Below are 20074 nucleotides of genomic sequence, written 5' to 3'. Positions count from 1 at the left end.
CTCCGTTCCATCAAGGCGGGGATCGCCCACCGGGGGCCGGATCCCGGGGCCCGCGCGCACAACCGGCCCGCCCCCGATGCTGGGAGGCGGGCCGGGCCGGCCCGATCGGCGATTGGGGGGCGGTCAGCCCGCCTTGCGGCGGCGACGGCGGCGGAGGGTGGCGCCGCCGACGCCCAGCAGGCCGATGCCGGCGATCGCCAGGCTGCTCGGCTCGGGGACGACCTGGACGCTGTGGTTGTCCGACTCCAGGCCGGTGCCCGAGGGGTTGGAGAAGAGGACGCGGTCGAAGGTCCCGCTGGTGGCGACGACGTTCACGTAGACGTAGGGCTCGCCCGTGTTCTCCCCGGTGTTCGGGTTGCCGAAGTAGTCCGGGTCCCCGCCGAGCAGCGGCAGGATCGTGGCCCTGGTGATCGAGGCCACCAGCTCGGCCCCGTCGAAGATGTCGACGGTGTTCAACGCGTCGATCGCGCCGAAGTAGAAGCCGAAGTACGTCGCGGGGCCGGCCAGGTCGAGCGTGATCGAGGTCGTCGGCAGGCTCTGGTTGCCCACGGCCAGGTACTGGGTCTGGTAGGCGCCGCCGTAGGCGTCGGCGGAGACGATCATGCCGCCGGGGGCCGCGGCGCTGTAGGTCCCCACGGCGGAGTTGATGAGGGTCGTCGAGCCGGTCGACAGCGAGTCGAAGTCCTCGGTGACGATGTTCGAGAAGGAGGACTGCTGGACGCCCGGCGCCTCGACGGACAGGCTCACCGTGGTGGCGGACGCGGGGGAGGAGAGGATCGGGCAGAGGGGGGCCAGGAGCAGCGCGGTCCTGGTCAGGAGTGAGTGGAATCGGTTCATGGCAGCAAGCTCATCGATGGATATGCGGGGACGTCGATTCATGGGGCCGGGACGACGGCGGGCTCGCGGCGATGTCGGCGTCGCGAGCGTTTCCCACGAGTCCCAGTTCGAGCCCGCCCCCCCGCCGTGACCACCGTTCCTCGCGTCAACATGTGCGCCGCCTTCCGGCATCACCCCACCGGCCCGAATGTCTCCCGCATGCATCATCGCACCCCCGGAAACGACGACGAGCCGCCGCGAACGGGTCGCGGCGGCTCGGGTGCGTCACGGGGCGAGTCGGGGGGCGTGCGCCGCCGGGCCCGGCCGGCGATCGGCCGGGCCGGCGGGGGGAGGGGCGAGGGGCCGGGTCAGGATGGGTCGCCGAGGGCCGATCGCCAGTGGTCGAGCATGTCGGCGAGCGTCTGCTCGGTGCTCAGGCGGGGCTCCCAGCCGGTCCGGGAGCGGAGCTTGGAGGCGTCGGCCAGCAGCAGCGGCTGGTCGACGGGTCGGACCCGGGCGGGGTCGACGACGACCTCGACCGGGGCCCGGGCCAGGCGGCGGAGCGTCTCCAGCATCGAGGCCAGCGACTCGTCCCGGCCGGTGCCGATGTTGTAGACCTCGCCCGCCTGGCCGTGCTCGGCGAGCAGGCGGTAGGCCCGGACGATGTCCCGGACGTCGGTGAAGTCGCGGACCACCTCCAGGTTGCCGACCTCGATCCGGGGGCGGGTGCCGCGCTCGACCTCGGCCACCTGCCGGGCGAAGCTGCCGAGGACGTAGCGGTCCTCCTGCCTCGGCCCGGCGTGGTTGAACGGGCGGGCGACGACCACCGGGGTGCCGTAGGAGAGCGCGTGCTGGATGCCCAGCAGGTCGGCGGCGGCCTTGCTGGCGGCATACGGGTTGTTCGGCCGCAGGGGGCAGCGCTCGGAGACGGGCAAGTCCTCGGGGGCGGGGTTGCCGTAGGAGACGCCCGAGCCGACCAGGACGACCCGGGGCAGGGGGTCGAGTCCGGCGGCCCGGACTGCGTCGAGCAGGGTCATCGTGCCGCCGAGGTTCAGGCCCCAGGTCCCTCTCGGGTCGTCGAGGCTGGCGCTGGGGTTGGCCTGGGCGGCGAGGTGGTAGATCGCCTCCGGCTGCTTGCGGGCGATCAGCCGGGAGAGCGACTCGACCGAGTCGGTGACCAGGTCGAACGCCTCCAGCCGGACCGACTCGGCCAGGTGGGCCGAGGCGACGGACCACCTCCCGGAGGCGGAGAGGCCGACGACCTGGTCGCCGGAGTCGATCAGGTGCTCGGCCAGGTGTCCGCCGACGAACCCCGAGATGCCGGTGACCAGCGCCCTCATGGCCGATTCCCCCCTCCCGCCCCCGATCGATCCGCCGATCCCGCCCCGACGCGATCCGCGCCGATCCCCCGCCGGGGCGGAGTGCCCAGGGTAATCGGCCGGCCGGGGCCGGGCAAGGCGAGCAGGGGGGGGTCGGCCGGGGGGACGGCCCGTGGGCGATGTTGCGGGGCCGCCTCACGCGACGAGGCCCGAGACACCGGGGGCGGGGGGGGCCGATACGATAGAATAGAATCAAGGAGTCGTGTTTGCTCGGGACTGCGGGAGGAGACCGGTCCCGACGGGCTCGACCCCGGGAACCCCACGCCGCCCGCCTCGGCCGAAGTTGGCCGTGATGACGACGGGCACCGATCGCCCTGGACCGAGGCACCGTCCCATGATCCCGATGAATTGCCCGAACTGTGGGAGCCACGGCGAGATCCCGCTCGACCGGCTCAACAGCCGGCTGAAGTGCCGCAAGTGCGGGACCATGTTCTACATGGACGAGACCGGCTCGATCATGCTCGGCGACCCCGGCGCCCTGAAGGGCCGCAAGAAGGGCCGCAAGGCCAACGCCCGGCCGGCCCTCGATTTCGACTTCGACGTCGCCCGGATGATCAAGGACATCCCGAAGCCCGTGAAGCTCGGCGTCCTCGGCGTGGCGATGCTGGCGATGCTGGGCTACGGTGCCTCGGCCCTGATGGCCTCCTTCACCGTGCCGGCGGACGTCGAAGGGCGGTCGGCCCACGTCGGCAGGCTGTTCGTCGACAACGAACTCGACCTCCTGCGCGAGTTCGCCGCGCCCGGCACCGCCGACGACCTGGCCGCCTGGCACGAGGCCATGCGGCCGAAGCTCAACTACGAGGGGCCCCGGCGCCGCCCCAAGGACGTGCGGATCAGCGCCGCGCTCATCAAGGCCGACGACACCTCGGCCCGGAGCTTCCTCAGCATGATCGTCACCTTCGCGCCGCCCCCTCCCCCCTCCACCACGCCCGCCCCGGACGCGCCGAAGAACACCCTGACCCTCTCCCTGATCTGGAGCAAGCACGAGGGAGACTGGCTCGTCGACGGCTCGAAGACCCTCGCCGAGGCCACCAACCCCCCGCCCCCCACCCGGCCCCGGGGCTATGCCGGGGGGGGGCGGCGGTACTGAGCGGGGGGCACCGCACGGCCGCCCGTGCCGGCCGGCCCGAAGGCGGACGGGGAGGGTCCCGGGGCCCGGGGTCCTGGGGCGGACGACGAGGCAGGGGCCGGGTCGATCGCAGCCGACCCGGCCCCTGCCTCGTTCCCGTTCGACTCCCGCCGGCCGACGCCGGCCGGCCCGGCCGCCTACTCGGCGTCCGGCTCGCCGTCGGCATCCTGGTCGTCGAGGTGGTCGCTGGCCTCGGCGGGGCCGACGCCGTCGTTGAGGATGTGGTCGGGGCGGGGGGCACCGGCCGGGGGGTGGGCCTCATCGGCGTCGCCGACGGCCTCGGGGGAGTCCGGGGCCTCGGCCTCGGCGAGGGCCTCCGCGACGGCGTCGTCGACGCCGTCGGCGGCGGAGAGCTCCTCCTCGGGCAGCTTGGCGAGCGAGCCGACGGAGTCCCCCTCGTCGATCCGGATCAGGCGGACCCCCTGGGTGTTGCGGCCGATCAGGTTCACGTCGCCGACCCGGGTGCGGATGATGTTGCCGCCGGCGGTGGTGAGCATCACCTCGTCGTCGTCGGTGACCTTGGCGATGGTGACGACCGGGCCGTTGCGGTCGGTCGTCTTGATGTCGATGAGGCCCTTGCCGCCCCGGTTCTGGGAGCGGTACTCGGTCAGGGCCGTCCGCTTGCCGTAGCCGCGCTCGCAGACGGTCAGCAGGCTCGCCTCGTCCTCCTGGCCGTTGGCGACGATCATGCCGACCACCTCGTCGCCGTCCCCCAGGGAGATGCCCCGGACGCCGTGGGCGGTGCGGCCCATGGCGCGGGCGTCGGACTCGTCGAAGCGGATCGCCATGCCCTGCTTCGTGGAGATGAGCACGTGGTCGCCCGCCTTCACGCGGCCGACGGCGATCAGCTCGTCCCCCTCGTCCAGGCCCAGGGCGATGATCCCCCGGCCCAGCGGGCGCTTGAAGGCGGTCAGCTCGGTCTTCTTCACCGTGCCCCGCCGGGTGCACATCATCAGGTACTCGTCCTCGACGAACCGGCGGACGGGCAGGAAGCCGGTGATCCGCTCCCCCTCGTCGTTGTCGAGCTGCAGGAGGTTGACGATCGCCCGGCCGGCGGCGGTCCGGCCGGCCTCGGGGACGTCGTAGACCTTCAACCAGTAGACCTTGCCGCGGTCGGAGAAGAAGAGGATGTAGTCGTGCGTCAGGGCGACGAACATGTGTTCGAGGAAGTCGCCCTCCCGGGTGCTGGTCGCCGCGATCCCCCGGCCGCCCCGGCCCTGGGCCCGGTAGGTGCTGGGGGGCAGCCGCTTGATGTAGCCCGCGTTGGTGATCGTGACCACCATGTACTCTTCGCGGATCAGGGCTTCCTTGTCGAAGTCCCCCAGCTCCTCGCCGGAGACCTCGGAGCGGCGCGGGTTGGCGTACTTCTGCTTCAGCTCCCGGAGGTCGGCCCGGATCAGGTCGTAGATCAGGTGCTCGTCGGCCAGGATCGCCTCGTACCGGGCGATGTCCTCCCGGAGCTTCTTGTACTCCTCGGCGAGCTTGTCGGCCTCCAGCCCGGTGAGCTGCTGCAGCCGCATGGCCAGGATCGCGTCGGCCTGGTTGCGGGTGAGCGGGCCGGTGGCCTTGGCGTCGGGGGAGTCCAGGGCGCGCCGGAGGATCTGGTCGGAGACCTCCAGCCCCATCAGGCGGGCCCGGGCCTCGGTGGGGTTGGCCGACGACCGGATGACCCGGATCACCTCGTCGATGTAGTGCAGGGCGATCAGCAGCCCCTCGACGACGTGGGCCCGCTGCCTCGCCTGGCGGAGCTGGAACTGCGTCCGCCGGCGGATGACCACCACGCGGTGGTCCAGGTACAGCCGGAGGATCTCCTTGAGGGCGAGCGTCCGGGGCCGGCCGTCGACCAGCGCCAGCATGATGACGCTGAAGGTGTCCTGCAGCGGGGAGTACTGGAAGAGCTGGTTGAGGATCACGTTCGGATCCTCCCCCCGCTTCACGGTGACGACCACGCGGACCGGCTGCTTGCGGTCGGAGTGGTCGTCGACGGCCGAGATGCCGCTGATCCGGCCGCTGTTGACCAGATCCGCCAGCTTCTTGAGCAGCGACTCCTTGGTGAGCTGGTAGGGGATCTCCGTGAAGACGATGTGCGAGCGGCCGTCCTTCAGCTCGTCGATCTCGTACTTCGCCCGCAGGGTGATCCGCCCCCGGCCGGAGCGGTACGCCTCCATGATCCCGAACTTGCCGCAGATGGTGCCGCCGGTGGGGAAGTCCGGGCCCCGGATGTACCCCATCAGGCCGTGCAGGTCGATCTCGGGGTCGTCGATCAGGGCGACCAAGGCGTCGCAGACTTCCCCCAGGTTGTGGGGCGGGATGCTCGTCGCCATGCCGACGGCGATGCCGCCGGAGCCGTTGACCAGCAGGTTCGGGAACTTGCCGGGCAGGACCCGGGGCTCGGAGTACTTCTCGTCGTAATTGGGCTGGAAGTCGACCGTGTCGAGTTGCAGGTCCTCCAGCATCTCGCCGGCCACCGGGCTGAGCTTCGCCTCGGTGTACCGCATCGCCGCCGGGGGCAGGCCGTGGATCGAGCCGAAGTTCCCCTGGCCGGTGATCAGCAGGTGCCGCATGTTCCACCACTGGGCCATGCGGGCGAGCGTCGGGTAGATCGAGTTGTCGCCGTGCGGGTGATACCGCTTCATCGTCTCGCCGACGATGCCGGCGCACTTGCTGGTGCCGCCGCCGGGGGAGAGCCCCAGGTCCCGCATCGCCACCAGGATGCGCCGCTGCGACGGCTTCAGCCCGTCCCGGACGTCGGGCAAGGCCCGGCTGACGATGACCGACATCGCGTAGTTGAGGTAGCTCTCCTTGAGCTCGTCCTCGATGTTCAGCGGCGGGGTCGGCAGGTGGCCCTCGGTCGGCGATGCGGTGCTCACGATTGGTTCGATCCCTCGGCCCGGGTCGATGCCCCGGGTGCCGCGCATCGGCCCCGGGCATAGTGGACATTGGTCGACACCCATTCTACCCGAAATCGGGCGGGTCGACAACGCCGAAGGGCGGGGGGCCGGGCCCCTTAAGTCGAAGTGTGGGCAAGGGTTCCCGGCGCCTCCGATCGGGCCGGGGGACGGCCGTCGCGCCGCTCGGGCCTCCCGGACCGGCCGGGCGACCTCCAGGACATGCCCGACGACCGGCCGGAGGGTCACCGACGACGGGACCGCTCCAGCCCCGCTCGGGGCGAATCGCCGACTGGGGGCATCGGGTTCGGGTCCCGGGTGGCGAGGCGGGGGCCCGCCCCATCGTCGACGATCGCGAGGGTCTCCACGATGGTCCTGCCGGTCGGGGGCCGGGGCGACGGGCCCGGCCCCGGGCCGCACTCCCCGAGATCGACGGGTCGACGAATCGGCAACAACGCGTTCGACGCCCCGCCATGGGGGGTCGCGTCGAACCGCAACCCTCCCGGGCCGAGGCGGCCGGGGTCGAGCGGACCAAGCCCCCGGCCACCCCAAAGGTCAGCGAAGGTCAGCGATCCGGCCGGTTCGGGATGAGTCCTGGGATGCCGGGGAAGGATTGGTCGTGGTCCGGGTCGGCGCGGGCTTTGCCGTGGGAAGGGCGGGGCGGGGTGTCGGCCCCGCCGATCGTTCTCGAGACCGCCCGAGGGAGGAGGCACCCCCGATGTCGACGGTGATGCAACACGCGAGCCACGGCCTGGGCCTGGGCCCCGATCGATGGCCGGCCCCCCTGCTCGACGACCTGGCCTACACCAGGACCGGAATCGTCAACCTCTACTTCGTGGGCCGGGAGGGCGCCGGGGACCGCGGCTGGGTCCTCGTCGACGCCGGGATGATCGGCTCGGCCGGCGCCATCGAGCGGGCGGCGGCCGGGCGGTTCGGCGAGGGCGCCCGGCCCTCGGCCATCGTCCTGACGCACGGCCACTTCGACCACGTCGGCGCCCTGGAGGAGTTGGCCCGACGCTGGGACGCGCCGGTCTATGCCCACACGATGGAGCTGCCCTACATCACCGGCCGGTCCAGCTACCCGCCGCCGGACCCGACCGTCGGCGGCGGCCTGATGGCGGGGCTCTCCTGGCTCTACCCCGCCGGGCCGGTCGACGTGGGGGCGCGTGCCCGCCCCCTGCCGGCCGACGGCAGCGTCCCCGGCATGGACGGCTGGCGCTGGCTCCACACCCCGGGCCACAGCCCGGGCCACGTCTCGCTGTTCCGGGACTCCGACCGGACGCTCATCGCCGGGGACGCCTTCGTGACCACCCGGCAGGAGTCCGCCCTCGCCGTGCTGACCCAGGAGCCGGGGCTCCACGGCCCGCCGAGGTACTTCACCCCCGACTGGCCCTCGGCCTGGCATTCCGTCCGGGAGCTGGCGGCACTGGATCCGGAGCTGGCCGCCACCGGCCACGGCGAGCCCATGTCCGGCGAGGCCCTCCGAGCCGGCCTGCATCGCCTCGCCCGACGCTTCGCCGAGGAGGCGATCCCCGAACACGGCCGATACGTCGGCCGCTCCGCCCTGGCCGACCACCGGGGCGTCATCTCCGTCCCGCCCGACGTCCCCCACCCGATGGCCCGGCTGCTGACCGGCGTCGGCGTCGGCTTGCTGGCCGGCGTGGCCCTCTCGGCCCTGCTGGAGGGGGACGACGACTGACCCCGACTCCCCCGTGCCGGCCGGCCGCCGCCTCGCCGCGCGCCCCGACGGCCGGCGGGGCGGACGCCCCGCCGCCCCCTCGGATTCCGGTCGAAAACCCCTTGCCCGGCGGCCCAAGCGAATGCTAAAATCGCCGATGGAATAAATTCCCGATTAGAAATATAGTGGCCCTCCGAGATCCTCGGCGGGCCCCGGAATCGAGGAGGGTGGATATGGACTCCTCATCTGTTCGCGGGCGTCGCCCTCGCAAGGGCCGTGACGGCCCGGGGCGACCCCCGTCTCCCCGGGCGTCGCGCCGGCGGCGACCGACGGTCGAGGCGATGGAACGCCGGGCCTTGCTGTCGACGATCCTCGTCGACACCTTCGCCGACGAGGTGCAGCCCGACGCCACCACCAGCCTCCGCGAGGCGATCGCACTGGCCGCGTCCACCCCGGGCGACGACGCCGTCGTCCTCCCGGCCATCATCGACGGGGCCCAGAGCTCCTACGCCCTGGCCCTCGGCCAGCTGGCCGTCGACGACGCCGACGCGCTGACCATCCGATCCGAGGGCGGCCCCGCGACCATCGACGCCCTGGGCAACAGCCGGGTGCTCTCGATCTCGGCCCGGAGCGTCGTCGAGCTCTCCGGCCTGGCGATCACCGGGGGGGAGGCCGAGGAGCGGGGCGGCGCCATCTACCTCGACGGCGGATCGCTGTCGCTCGTCGGCAGCTCGGCCTCGGGCCAGGCGAACTCGACGCTCGAGCCCTCGCCCGACCTCCAGGTCGGCTACGGCGGCGGCATCTACAACGCCGGGGGCACGCTGTCGCTCGTCGACAGCTCGGTCTCGGGAGGGGCGGTCTCGCCCCACGCGCCGACCAATTCGCCGCGGATCGGCTACGGCGGGGGGATCTACAACGACGGCGGCTCGGTCTCGATCGTCGGCGGCTCGGTCTCCGGGCAGGCCGGCCCGGCCTCGGCGGACACGGAAGATGACTTCTTTCCCGAGCGCTACGTGTTCATCGACGGCCAGGGTGGGGGGATCTACAACGGCGGCGGCTCGGTCTCGATCGTCGACAGCTCGGTCTCCGGGCGGGCCGGGGGGACGTGGGCGGCCTATGACTTCGGCGACCTGGCCGGCGCCGGCACCGGTGGCGCCATCTACAGCACGGGGGCGGTCTCGATCCTCGGGAGCGGCGTGGAGGGGACGGCGCACGTCGGGGGGGCCGTCTACAGCCTCGGCACGCTGGAGCTCGACCGATCCATCGTCTCGGGGAGGGCCGAGGGGGAACGACCTCACAGCCCGATCACCCCGGTCAGCGAGGCTCCCGCCCATGCGGGGGGCATCTACAGCGAGGGGACCGCATCGATCTCGAGGACGTCCCTCTCGGGGGTGATCTTCGACCCGGAAGCCTGGGGCGACGGCGGCGGCATCGAGAACCGGGGGACGATGGCCCTCATCGACACCACGGTCCACGACAGCCGGGCCCCGAGGCACGGCCCCGGGATCTACAACTCAGGCACGCTCGACATCACCGGCGGGACCATCATCGGGAACACGCCTAGCGCTTCCTACACGTCCCCCCCGGGGCTTGGAGGTGGGATCTACAACAGCGGCCCCCTGACGATCACCAATACGCTCATCGCCGGGAATTCCGGCCGGCAGTCCTATGGCTTGGGAATCGCCAATGGTGGCGCGGAGACCGGGTGGGATGATGAGGCCGGTCGCTGGATCATCGAGGAGGGAGGGGCGATCACGATCACCAACAGCACCATCGCCCAGGCGTCGCCCGCCCTCGACAGTGATCTCTACGGATACGGCGGGACCTGGACCCTCACCAACACGATCGTCGGGTGGAGCACCGGGGTGAGCTTCGAACCGGAGAGCGCCCACAACATCTTCGGGCCGTACTCCGTTGTGAACCTGACGGACGGGGAGAACGGCAATCGCGTCGGGATCGACCCGATGCTGGACGAGTCGTCCGTCCCCCTGCCCGGCAGCCCGGCGATCGACGCGGGCCTGACGCTGGGTGACGTCACCGCCGACCTCCGCGGCATCTCCAGGCCCCAGGGGCCCGCCCACGACGTCGGCGCCTTCGAGGTGCCCGTGGCGGGCGGCCCCGACCTGCGGTTCGACGCGCTGGAGGTCCAGCACGGCCAGGCCCAGCGGTCCTTCATCCGCACCGTGGAGGCCCACTTCACGGTCGGGGAGCCGTGGGCCCTGTACGAGTTGTTCGACCGGGGGGCCGCCCGGATGAGCTGGGTCCCGGTGAGCTGGGACGCCTCGGGCAATCCGGTCGTCGGCCCCCAGGAGCCCGTGCCGCTCGACGGCGTCCTGGGCGTCTCGGGCGATGTCCTCCGGTTCGACTTCGGCCCGCAGGGCATCGGGGGGGATCGCAACTCGGGCGTCGGCGACGGCTCGTACTGGATCGAGCTGGACCTGGACGGCGATGACGTCTTCGAGACCGTCCTGCAGGACCAGGGGTTCCACCGCCTCCTCGGCGACGTCAACGGCGACCGGGTCGTCGACAACCGGGACTTCTCCCGGATCCTGGCCTCCTACGGGACCGGCGACCCCGAGGCGGACGTCAACGGGGACGGCGCGGTCAACGCGCTGGACCGGACCCTGGCGATCCGGAGCCGGGGCCATCGGATCCCCTGAGCCGATCGCCGGCCGCCCGGGGCGAGGCCCCGGGCGGCCGGCATGTTGCCCGGGGGCCACACCCGGGGCCGGTGCCTCGTGTGGCGACGGCCCCGGTCCCCTAGAATCGGGCTCCCGACGGGACGGCCTCGGATCTGGTTGTTGAGGACATCGCCATGCAACGGACTCCCCCCGCGATCGCGCTCCTCGTCTCCCTGCTGATCGGGCCGATGGCCCGGGGGGCGACCATCGATTTGACGATCACCGACGCCGCCCTCGCCCCCGGCGGGACGGCGACCGTCGACGTGCTCATCTCCAGCCCCGACGGCGCGGTGCTCGACGTCTTCGGCCTGGAGGTCCGGGTCGAGGCGGTCGGCGGGCAGCGGCTGGAGTTCGCCTCCCCGCCCGCCGACGGGCAGCTGGCCGACCCGGGCTACCTGTTCTTCGGCGACTCGACGGCGGCGCTGTCCCCCCCCGCGGGGGTCGTGGTGTCGACCCTGGCCCCGGGCGACACCTACCTCGGCGGCGACGGCACCGACTCGGGACTCGGCGTCGAGGTGCCCGGCACGCCGACCCTGCTGGCCCGGCTGGTGCTGGAGGCGTCGCGGGACGCCCCCCCGGGCCCGGGTTCGGCGTTCACCGTCTCGATCGTCCCGGGCTCGGCGAGCACGTTCTTCCTCGACCCGACGTTCGAGCCGATCCCCCTGGCCGGCCTCTCGTCGGGGACGGTGACGGTCGTCGGGTTCATCCCCGAGCCTTCGACGCTGGTGCTGACCTCGGGCGGGGTCGCCCTGCTGGGGCTGGTCCGCCGGGCGAGGGGGCGGCCGCGGGAGTGACGCGTGGCCGAGGCGGCCCGTCGGGCGGAGAAGGACCAGGAGCCGCCCCTCCCCGCACGACCGTCGCCGGCCGCCCCAGGCGGCAAATCCCGGGGAAAGGGTGGAGCCGGACCGGGCCCCGGCCGATACGAGGGACGGCGGATCGTGCCGCCCCGGGCCGGACCCCGTCGGGCACCGGGAGTTGGCGTTGTCGGCCCGGCGTCGGGACGCTCTAATATGATGGGAAAGGCACCGCGACACCCACCACTCGACCGGCCCGCTCGGGGAGTGCGTTCGGAGGCTTTTCCCCCCATGCAAGACCGCATCGCCTATCCCGGGATCACGTTCGACGACGTCCTGCTCGAACCGGCCTATTCCGAGCTGCTCCCCCGGGAGGTCGAGACGAGGACCCACCTGACGGGCTCGATCTCGCTGAACATCCCCATCCTCTCCGCCCCGATGGACACGGTCACCGAGGCCGAGCTGGCCATCGCGCTGGCCCAGGAGGGGGGCCTGGGGATCATCCACAAGAACCTGTCGATCGAGGACCAGACCATCGAGGTCGACAAGGTCAAGCGGTCGGAGAACGGCATCATCGTCGACCCGGTCACCCTGCCCCCCTCGGCCACCGTGGCCCAGGCCCGGGAGGTGATGACCGACCACAACATCTCCGGCGTGCCGATCACCGTCGAGGGGAAGCTCCGGGGCATCCTCACCCGCCGGGACCTCCGGTTCCTGGAGCGGGACGACCTGGCGGTCGAGGAGGTCATGACCAAGACCAACCTCATCACCGCCCCAGAGAACACCAGCCTCGACGAGGCCGACCGGATCCTGACGAAGAACAAGGTCGAGAAGCTGCTGCTGGTCGACGAGGACTATACCCTCAAGGGCCTGATCACGATCAAGGACATCGACAAGCTGTACAAGTACCCGGCCGCCTGCAAGGACGGCCGGGGGCGGCTCCGGGTCGGCGCCGCGGTCGGCGTGCACGACTTCGAGCGGGTGGCCTCGCTGATCGAGGCCGACGTGGACCTGATCGTGGTCGACTCGGCCCACGGGCACAGCCGCAACGTGGTCGAGACGGTGCAGCGGATCAAGCGGGACTTCGAGATCGAGGTCGTCGCCGGCAACGTCGCCACCGCCGAGGGGACCCGGGCGCTGATCGACGCCGGGGCCGACGCGGTGAAGGTGGGGATCGGGCCCGGCTCGATCTGCACGACCCGGGTCGTCAGCGGCGTCGGCGTGCCCCAAATCACCGCCGTGCACAACGCCTCGCGGGCCGCCGAGGGCCGGGTGCCGATCATCGCCGACGGCGGCATCCGCTATTCGGGGGACATCGCCAAGGCCCTCGCCGCCGGGGCCCACTGCGTCATGATCGGCGGCCTCTTCGCCGGCCTGGCCGAGAGCCCCGGCGAGACGATCATCTACCGGGGCCGGAGCTTCAAGCGGTACCGCGGCATGGGCTCCATCGGCGCCATGTCCAAGGGCTCGGCCGACCGCTACCGCCAGGAGGTCGTCAAGACCCCCGACGGCAAGCCGTCCGCCTCGCAGAAATACGTCCCCGAGGGGGTCGAGGGCCGGGTCCCGTACAAGGGCCCCCTGGCCGAGTTCGTCTACCAGCTCGTCGGCGGCCTGCGGGCCGGGATGGGGTACTGCGGCACCCGGACGATCGAGGAGCTGCGGACCAGGACCCGGTTCATCCAGGTCACCGGGGCCTCGGTCTCCGAGGGGCATCCCCACGACGTGGTGATCACGCAGGAGGCGCCGAACTACACCAGCCCGGCCTTCGAGAACGAGCTGGGCCGGAACTCGGCGTGAGGGAGGGGCGGGCGGGATCGACCGATCCGGGACGACCGAGGCCCGGGGCGGGGCGATCCGGCCCGTCGGGTCGGGCGCCGGGAGGGCCCCGATCCGCCGGCCGGGCGTGCCGGGAGGACCCGGGGGACGAGCCCGGGATCGGGAAGGTCGGCCGGTTGGACGTCTGAATTGGATCGAGCGATCGAGCCGGGCCGAGGCGCGGCATCGCAACCGCACAGGGCAAGCAAGGAGGCTAGGTGTGCGTCGTCTCAATCCGGCCGTGACCCTGACCACGGCCCTGCTGACGGCCGCCGCGGCGGCCAGCCCGATCGTGGGCCTCGCGGCCCAGGTGGTCGGCCCCCCGGACGCGCCTCGTCGGGCGCCCGAGGCCCCCGAGGCCCCGGAGGCGATCGCGTCGAGCGACCCGATGGCCTCCGCCCGGGCCCCGCGGCACCTGCTCCGCAACGGCCAGGACTACCTGCGCTACGGCGAGTACGCCCGGGCCCTCGCCCTCTTCCGGGAGGCCGAGGCCCGGATCGGCGAGCTCGCCCCGGCCGAGCGGGAGGAACTGCTCGGGGCGATCGAGGCCGCCCGGCAGGGGCTCCGGACCCCGGAGTCCGCCGACCCGGCCGTCGCCAACCGGCGCCCCTCGGCCCGGTCTCGGGACGGCCGGATGCCCGGCGCGATCGCCCTGGCCACCCCCCCGCTGCCGGCCCCCGGCCCGTCGGGGTCGCCCGACGGAGTCATGCTGACCGGCGGCGAGCGGCCCGAGCCGCCGGTCCCGGTCGCCCCCGAGCCGATCGCCGTCGATGACTCGGTCCTCCCCTCGTCGGCCCCGAGCCCGAGCCCGGCCCCCCCCGAACCGATCGAGCTGCCCCCGATCCAGGCGGCGGCCGCCCCCGGGCCGGTCGCCCCGGCCCCCGCATCGCCCGAGCCGACGATGCCGGCCGAGCCCCCCGCCCCGGTCGCCGGGCCGGAGTCTTCGCCGACCCCGGCTGAGCCCCCCGCCGCCCCCGAGCCGTCGGGGCCGGCCGGCACCCTGCCCCCGCTGCCTGGGGAGGCCCCCGCGGCCGGGTGGCCGTCCGAGGCGGTCGGCGCGCTGCCCCCGGGACGGCTCCGCAGCCCCGAGGCCGCGCCCGCCCCCCCCGACGAGCTGCCCGCCCTGCCGCCCTCGGCCGAGGAGCTGATGGAGCTGGGCAGCCGGGTGGCCGGCCCGGGGGCCGAGTCCCCCGCCCCGATGTCCGCCCCGGCCCCGGCCCCGTCGGTTTCCCCCGGCTCCGCCCCGCCTCGGGCGGTCGTCGACGCGAGGGGGGGCGAGGGGGCCCCGGCCTACCGCGACCTGCTCTCGCCCGAGCAGCGTGAGGAGGTCATGATGATGGTCCGACGCCAGGAGGAAGCCGAGCAGGAGGGCCTGATGCCGGCCCCCCTGGACGACTTCGGCGGCCTCGGCTACGACCAGGACGACCTGAGCAGCTCGTCGATCCAGCTCCCGAGGCCCCCGAGCCCGACCGAAATCCGGCCGATCCAATCGATCCCGGTCCCCGAGGATTTCGTCCCCCTCCCCCCCCGCCGCTTCAACCCGAGTCGGAAGTACTGGACCGCGGCGGCCACCTGCCACGCCCCGCTGTACTTCCAGGACCCCGTCCTGGAGCGCTACGGCCAGAGCGTCGAGCAGAAGCTCGGGCCGGTCGGCCGGTTCCTCTCCTACCCGCTGGACGATCGCACCCAGAGCCGGCAGCGGAACCAGATTGCCCAGCCCTTCTTCTCGGCCGCCCTCTTCGCCGCCCAGATCGCCACCTGGCCTTACAAGGCGATTGTCGACCCGCCCGGCGAGGCGGAATATGACCTGGGCTACTACCGGCCGGGCGACCTCGTGCCGCCGGACCTGATCTACGTGCCCGTCCACGGCATCGGCCCGCCCGGCCGGGGCCGACACTACTGAGATCGGTCTGGGATCGAGTCGGCCCCGGGTCGACGAGACGCCTCCCCGGGCCGGGCTCCCCCGACATGGGGAGGCCGCCCGGGGGCGGTCGAATCCCGTCGCTCCCGCGACGGCGGCCGGAAACGGCCGCCGTTCGGCGCGCGCCTTGCAGAGGATTCATCCTCGGAATCCCGGCATCGATCCCGGGCCCCACAACGCGACGGCTCTTCGGCCCGCCCGGCGCCTCGGGGCGGCCCCCGCCCCGCGGCCCCCCCTGCTGCAGACGTCCCGTTCGCATCCAGAGTTTCTCCGGATCTTCTCGCGACTTACATTGCCGGTTTCCCCCCGGATGCCGTACAGTGGAAGCATGAAGAAGTTCGGCGACCCCTATCGAGCCCCCGGCCTCCGTCCCGAGGCCGGTCGGGCCCGATCGCATGCTGAAGAGTAGCCTCCGATGACGACCGAACCGGGAAGCGAGCCTGGACGAAATGGGGAACGATCCTGCCTGAATCGCCACCTGGTGCGCGACCTGGAGGTGCTCTGGGGCGAGGTCTTGAAACTTTCAGCCGTCGTCGAGGGCTCGCTCCGGTCCAGCGTCCAGGCCCTCTGCGCGGGCAAGCTCGAGCTGGCCGACGAGGTCAAGGCCGAGGAGCCGACGATCAACCACTGGCAGGTGAGCATCGAGCGCGAGTGCCTCCGGGTGCTCGCCCTGCACCAGCCGGTGGCCTCGGACCTCCGCCGGGTGACCTCGGCCCTGAAGGTCAGCAACGACCTGGAACGCATGGGGGACCTGGCCGCCCACATCGCCAAGCGCGCGAGGAAGCTCGCCCGACGGCCCGAGCCGGTATCGCTGCCCCCCCAGATGGAATACCTCGCCGTCGAGGCGCTCGGCCAGGTCCGCGACGCGCTGGACGCCCTCACCCGGGCCGACGCCGAGCTGGCCCGGAGCGTCATCCAGAGCGACCATCAGGTCGACCAGCGCCGGGGGCTGATCCTCAAGCAGCTCAAGGCCTCCATCCGGAGCGACCCGGCGCGGGTCACCACCTGGCTGCACCTGATCAACACCGCCCGCAACCTCGAGCGGGTCGCCGACCACGCCACCAACATCGCCGAGACGGTCGTCTACCTCAAGGAAGGCGTCATCGTCCGACGGCCCGACACCAAGGGCGTCGCCGAGTCGGCCTGAGGGCCTCGGCAGGGCAGGGCAAGGAGGCCGGCGGCCGAAGTCGGGCCCGAGCGGCCCGCCTTCCCGCCCGCGGCCCGAGGGCGATCACCCCGGGGCGCCGTCCGAGTCGTCGAGGATGGCGAGGTGCACCCCCCGGCGCTCGAACGGGGTGAATCCGCAACGGCGGTAGAGGGCCTCGGCCGGGGCGTTGCGGACGTCGACGGCCAGCTCGATCCGGTCGGCGTCGGGCCGGGCCCGGTCCAGGGCGTGGGCCAGCGTCGCCACCCCGAGCCCCCGACCCCTCGCCTCGGGGACGAGGCCGAGGTAGGACACCTCCCACGTCCTCGGCTCCCCCGCCGAGAGCATCAGCACCGCCACGGGGCCCGGATCCGCGCCCGGGCCCGCCCCCCGCTCCAGGCGGCCGAGCCGCCAGCGAGCCGGGTCGAAGTGGCCCCGGGCGCGGTGCCCTTCGAGCACGTCGTCCAGCGTGCGGAGCCCCCCCAGCTCGGGCATGTCGAGGCTCCCCCCGTAGGTCCGCTCCAGGGTCCGGGCGAACTCCTCCCGGTTCTCCGGCCCGAAGTCCTCCCAGCGCAGCTCGGGGACTCCCGGGGGGACGGGTTGGGGGCCGGCGGTTGGGCGGCCGAGGTAGATGAGGTCGGTCACATAAGGCAAGCCGCCTCGGGCGAGGTCGACGCCGGGGCGGCCCAGGGCCTGGCGATCGACGAGGGCCTGGGCCAGCCGGATCCCCCGGGCCCGGTAGGAGTCCAGGGCCGACCGGACCAGGTCCGACGCCAGGGTGCCGCTCCCCCAGCCGCGCTCGACTTCCGGCGGCCAGATCGCCGCGGCCCGGCCGGCGAGGACCTGGGTGAGCATCGCCCCGGCGATCCGGCCCCGACGCCGGGCGACCCAGAGGCCGGAGAGGTCGAGCTGGCCGGCCTCGACCTGCCTCAGCAGCGCGGCGATCGTGCCCGGCCGCATCGCCGAGGGGAGCCGCCGGTAGAGCACCTCGAGCGCCTCGGCCTGGTCCGGTTCCGGGCACGGGGCGATGGCCACTCCCCGGGCGGTCACGGGGGTGAGATCGGCCGGCGTCGGCCCCGACTCCGGCCCCGGATCCTCGGGTGGGGCGACCGAATCCTCCAACATCGTCGGATGGTTCCTCCGTATCCTATCATATGCGACCCGCACGAGACCGTACGACGGGAATGGTCCTGCAATCCGGGGCGATCGGGGACGACCTCGCCATGGACGACGCCGACGCCGCCCCCCCGACCGACCGGCCCCGGTCCCCCCTGGCCGAGGAGGCCAGCGACGCCCGGCTCGTCGAGCGGGCCCGGGAGGGGGACGAGGACGCCTTCGCCGCGCTGGTGTCCCGGTACGAGCGGAAGCTGCTCCGCGTGCTCTCCCGGCTGGTGCACGACCATGAACTGGCCCGGGATCTGTCCCAGGAGACCTTCTGGCGTGTCTATAATCGCCTGGACCGTTTCGACACGGGCCGTCGCTTCGGCCCCTGGCTGTTCCGGGTCGCGGTGAACCTGGGGGTCGACCAGCTCCGCAGGCGAGACGCCCCGCCGACGACCGCCCTGCCGATCGAGTCCCGGCGCGACGACGACCCGCGGGGGAGCTCCCCCGGGGAGGTCGCCGACCCCGACCCCCGACCCCGGGAGGAGCTGGCCCAGGAGGTCCGGCACGTCCTGGAGCAGATCCCCGTCAACTACCGGACGATCCTGGTGCTCCGGGACCTGGAAGGGTTCTCCTCGGCCGAGGTGGCCGCGATCGTCCGACGCCGGGAGGCGACCGTCCGATGGCGGCTGGCCAAGGCCCGGGAGCAGTTCCGGAGGCTCTGGGAGCGCCGGATGCAGCAGCAGGACCAGGGAGGGACCGAGCCGATGTTGCCGTTGCCGTTGCCGATCGATTCCCCGTCCCCGTCGTCCCCCTCCCCGGAGGCCCGCCATGCCGATTAAGACGTGCGCATGGGTCCGGGCCCGCCTCCCGCTCCGGGCCGGGGGCGAGAGCCTCGGCCTGGACCGCTGGATCGTCGAGGGGCACCTCGTCCGCTGCGGCGACTGCCGGGCTCGCCTGGAGGCGCTGGCCGCCTCGCAGCGGGTGCTCTCGGCCGCCTCGCAGGAGGACCCGGTCCCCCCCGACTCCCCGAGCCTCTGGCCCGACCTCTCCCGGAGGCTCCGGCAGTCCCGGCGTCCCCGACTCCGGACCGCCTGGGGCTTCGAGCCGAGGTGGGAGCGCCGGGCCTGGGCCTGGTCGCTCGGCGGCCTGGCCGCCGGCCTGCTGCTGGCCGCCTCGCTCGTCGGCCTGGGCGCCCGCAACGACCCGAGGATCGAGCGCCTGGTGCACGACTACGTCCCTCGGCCGATCGCCCCGCTGCTGATGACCACCGAGGCGCGCCCCCGGCTGCTCAAGCCGTCCGACCCCGAGCAGTTCGAGCGCAGCCGACCCCGCCCCCGGCCCTCGTCCCCCTATCGCCAGGCCCACGCCGCGGTCTCCCCCCCCGAGGACTCGAGCCCCCCCCGATCTCGGGGGCGGGAGGCCGAGGACCGGGCCCCGGTCGAGCTGACGCAGTAGGGCGGTCCCGCCTGCCTCCCCGGGGACAGGAAGGGGGAGCGGGCCGATCGAGGGGACGGACCGCCGGCCCGGCAGCCGGGCCCTGATCACCCACTCCGGGGCCCGGGGTTCATTCGCCCGGGTCGGCGGCCTTGACGTCGCCGATCTCGTAGCGGACGAGGCCGGGCTTGTCGCCGTAGGAGTAGTAGGCGGTCAGCACGTGAGACCGGATGGCGCCCTGCCAGGTGTAGGTCGTCTGCCGGGTGCCGGGATCCCCCTCCCGGAGCGGCCCGTCGGGCTGCTTGCCGAGGATCTCCTCGACCTGCTCGAGGGGGAGCAGGTCCACCTCGTTGGCCTCCAGCGCCTGGTCGAGCTTGTTGACGGCGCCGTTGAACCGGAACAGTGCGGCCAGTTCCAGGCCGCCGACGACCAGCAGCACGGCCAGCAGCACGAGGGAGACGGCATTCCGGGTCGGCGAGACCTTGGCCTTCTCCTTCGGGGCGGCCGAGGCCGGCGGGGCGTCCGGGGCCGGCGGGGCCGGGGAGATCGGGTCGGGGCTGGGCTGGGTCGGTTCGGTCGGCGTCGACATGGGACCTCCAGGTCGTCTGGATGGGATCAGGGCGCTCGGATCGGTCAGGGGACGCCCGATACGGTATCGCGGCCCGCCCCCCTCCGCAACGATTCAGGGGCCCGATCGGCCCGTCTCCCCCGGCCGCACCCTCCTGTTGGCCCTCAGGATCAGCACCAGCACGACCACGGCCAGCGCGATCAGCGGCCCCTGCGCCACCCCGTGCTCGAAGAAGTGCCCGCCGGACCAGGCCCCGGCCAGCCGATCGACCCGGGCCACCTCGGACACCAGCCACCGGACCGAGCCGATCATCAGCCCGACCACCAGCACCGCCGCGAGTTGCGACCTCAGGCGGAAGGCCTTCCATTTCCCCGTCGCCGCCAGGTACGCCGCGATCGCCCCGACCCCAATCCACAGGTAGGCCGAGAGCATCGCGAACTGATAGCCATATTCCCCCTCAAGGATGGCAGCCGGCAGCCAGGAGAGGGTCTGCATCACGTCCCGCCTCAGTTCGGCGATCGAGCCCCATTCCCGGTCGAACTCCGGCCAGTGGGGCCCCATGACCGCGACTAACCAGGTCGCCGACACCGCCACCACCCAGGCGACCAGCCCGAGGATCCCCCCGAGCAGGCTCGCCAGGATCTTCGCCCGGCATCTCCGGCAGGAGAGGGCACCCCGGGGGCCGTGCAGTTCGCAGGATCCGGAGGGTTTCTCGGCCATCGT

15 protein-coding genes are annotated in these 20074 nt (G+C 73.0%); 9 read left to right on the top strand and 6 right to left on the bottom strand.

Annotation, left to right across the window (positions count from 1 at the left end; genetic code table 11):
* Positions 1–123 precede the first annotated feature (123 nt).
* Both ElP_RS34350 and ElP_RS34345 read right to left on the bottom strand, forming a co-directional pair.
* A complete protein-coding gene (locus ElP_RS34350; RefSeq protein ID WP_197446595.1) occupies positions 124–837 on the bottom strand; it encodes a PEP-CTERM sorting domain-containing protein in 714 nt (237 codons plus the stop codon).
* A 347-nt stretch (positions 838–1184) separates the two neighbouring features.
* On the bottom strand, positions 1185–2156 hold the full coding sequence (locus ElP_RS34345) for a GDP-mannose 4,6-dehydratase (RefSeq protein WP_145278070.1): 972 nt from the start codon (positions 2154–2156) through the stop codon (positions 1185–1187).
* A 373-nt stretch (positions 2157–2529) separates the two neighbouring features.
* On the opposite strand from ElP_RS34345, the gene ElP_RS34340 reads away from it, so the two are divergent.
* Positions 2530–3285 carry a hypothetical protein gene (locus tag ElP_RS34340; RefSeq protein WP_145278068.1) on the top strand — a complete coding sequence of 252 codons (756 nt, stop codon included), beginning with the start codon at positions 2530–2532 and terminating at the stop codon, positions 3283–3285.
* A gap of 176 nt (positions 3286–3461) precedes the next feature.
* Here the strand turns inward: ElP_RS34340 and gyrA are convergent, their stop codons facing one another.
* Entirely contained in the window at positions 3462–6194 is a 2733-nt protein-coding gene (gene gyrA, locus ElP_RS34335) for a DNA gyrase subunit A (protein ID WP_231749364.1), read from the bottom strand.
* A gap of 736 nt (positions 6195–6930) precedes the next feature.
* On the opposite strand from gyrA, the gene ElP_RS34330 reads away from it, so the two are divergent.
* From ElP_RS34330 to phoU, 6 genes are all read left to right on the top strand, one after another.
* Entirely contained in the window at positions 6931–7911 is a 981-nt protein-coding gene (locus ElP_RS34330; RefSeq protein WP_145278064.1) for an MBL fold metallo-hydrolase, read from the top strand.
* 320 nt (positions 7912–8231) lie between these two features.
* Positions 8232–10550, top strand: a complete 2319-nt coding sequence (locus ElP_RS34325; RefSeq protein ID WP_145278062.1) for a choice-of-anchor Q domain-containing protein — start codon at positions 8232–8234, stop codon at positions 10548–10550.
* Between the two features lie 155 nt (positions 10551–10705).
* Positions 10706–11365 carry a PEP-CTERM sorting domain-containing protein gene (locus tag ElP_RS34320; protein ID WP_145278060.1) on the top strand — a complete coding sequence of 220 codons (660 nt, stop codon included), beginning with the start codon at positions 10706–10708 and terminating at the stop codon, positions 11363–11365.
* Positions 11366–11656: 291 nt separating this feature from the next.
* Positions 11657–13162 (top strand): IMP dehydrogenase, encoded by a 1506-nt coding sequence (gene guaB, locus ElP_RS34315; RefSeq protein WP_145278058.1) that lies wholly within the window; start codon positions 11657–11659, stop codon positions 13160–13162.
* A 238-nt stretch (positions 13163–13400) separates the two neighbouring features.
* Positions 13401–15083: a hypothetical protein gene (locus tag ElP_RS34310; protein WP_145278056.1), complete on the top strand. Its 1683-nt coding sequence runs from the start codon at positions 13401–13403 to the stop codon at positions 15081–15083.
* Positions 15084–15516: 433 nt separating this feature from the next.
* Positions 15517–16248, top strand: a complete 732-nt coding sequence (gene phoU / locus ElP_RS34305; RefSeq protein ID WP_145278054.1) for a phosphate signaling complex protein PhoU — start codon at positions 15517–15519, stop codon at positions 16246–16248.
* An 84-nt stretch (positions 16249–16332) separates the two neighbouring features.
* Here the strand turns inward: phoU and ElP_RS34300 are convergent, their stop codons facing one another.
* Positions 16333–17370 carry a GNAT family N-acetyltransferase gene (locus ElP_RS34300; protein ID WP_145278052.1) on the bottom strand — a complete coding sequence of 346 codons (1038 nt, stop codon included), beginning with the start codon at positions 17368–17370 and terminating at the stop codon, positions 16333–16335.
* Between the two features lie 59 nt (positions 17371–17429).
* Between ElP_RS34300 and ElP_RS34295 the strand changes: the two genes are divergently transcribed.
* Positions 17430–18188, top strand: coding sequence for an RNA polymerase sigma factor (locus tag ElP_RS34295; protein WP_145278050.1), 759 nt, complete (start codon positions 17430–17432; stop codon positions 18186–18188).
* Entirely contained in the window at positions 18178–18804 is a 627-nt protein-coding gene (locus ElP_RS34290) for a hypothetical protein (RefSeq protein ID WP_145278048.1), read from the top strand. Before ElP_RS34295 ends, ElP_RS34290 begins: the two co-directional genes overlap by 11 nt.
* A gap of 109 nt (positions 18805–18913) precedes the next feature.
* Here ElP_RS34290 and ElP_RS34285 read toward each other — a convergent pair whose 3' ends face one another.
* Complete coding sequence (locus ElP_RS34285; RefSeq protein ID WP_145278046.1) at positions 18914–19372, bottom strand: hypothetical protein; 459 nt, start codon at positions 19370–19372, stop codon at positions 18914–18916.
* 93 nt (positions 19373–19465) lie between these two features.
* Positions 19466–20071, bottom strand: coding sequence for a hypothetical protein (locus tag ElP_RS34280; protein ID WP_145278044.1), 606 nt, complete (start codon positions 20069–20071; stop codon positions 19466–19468).
* Positions 20072–20074 lie beyond the last annotated feature (3 nt).

Source organism: Tautonia plasticadhaerens, assembly GCF_007752535.1.
Lineage (GTDB): Bacteria > Planctomycetota > Planctomycetia > Isosphaerales > Isosphaeraceae > Tautonia > Tautonia plasticadhaerens.
This window is presented reverse-complemented; position numbering and strand designations above follow the sequence as displayed.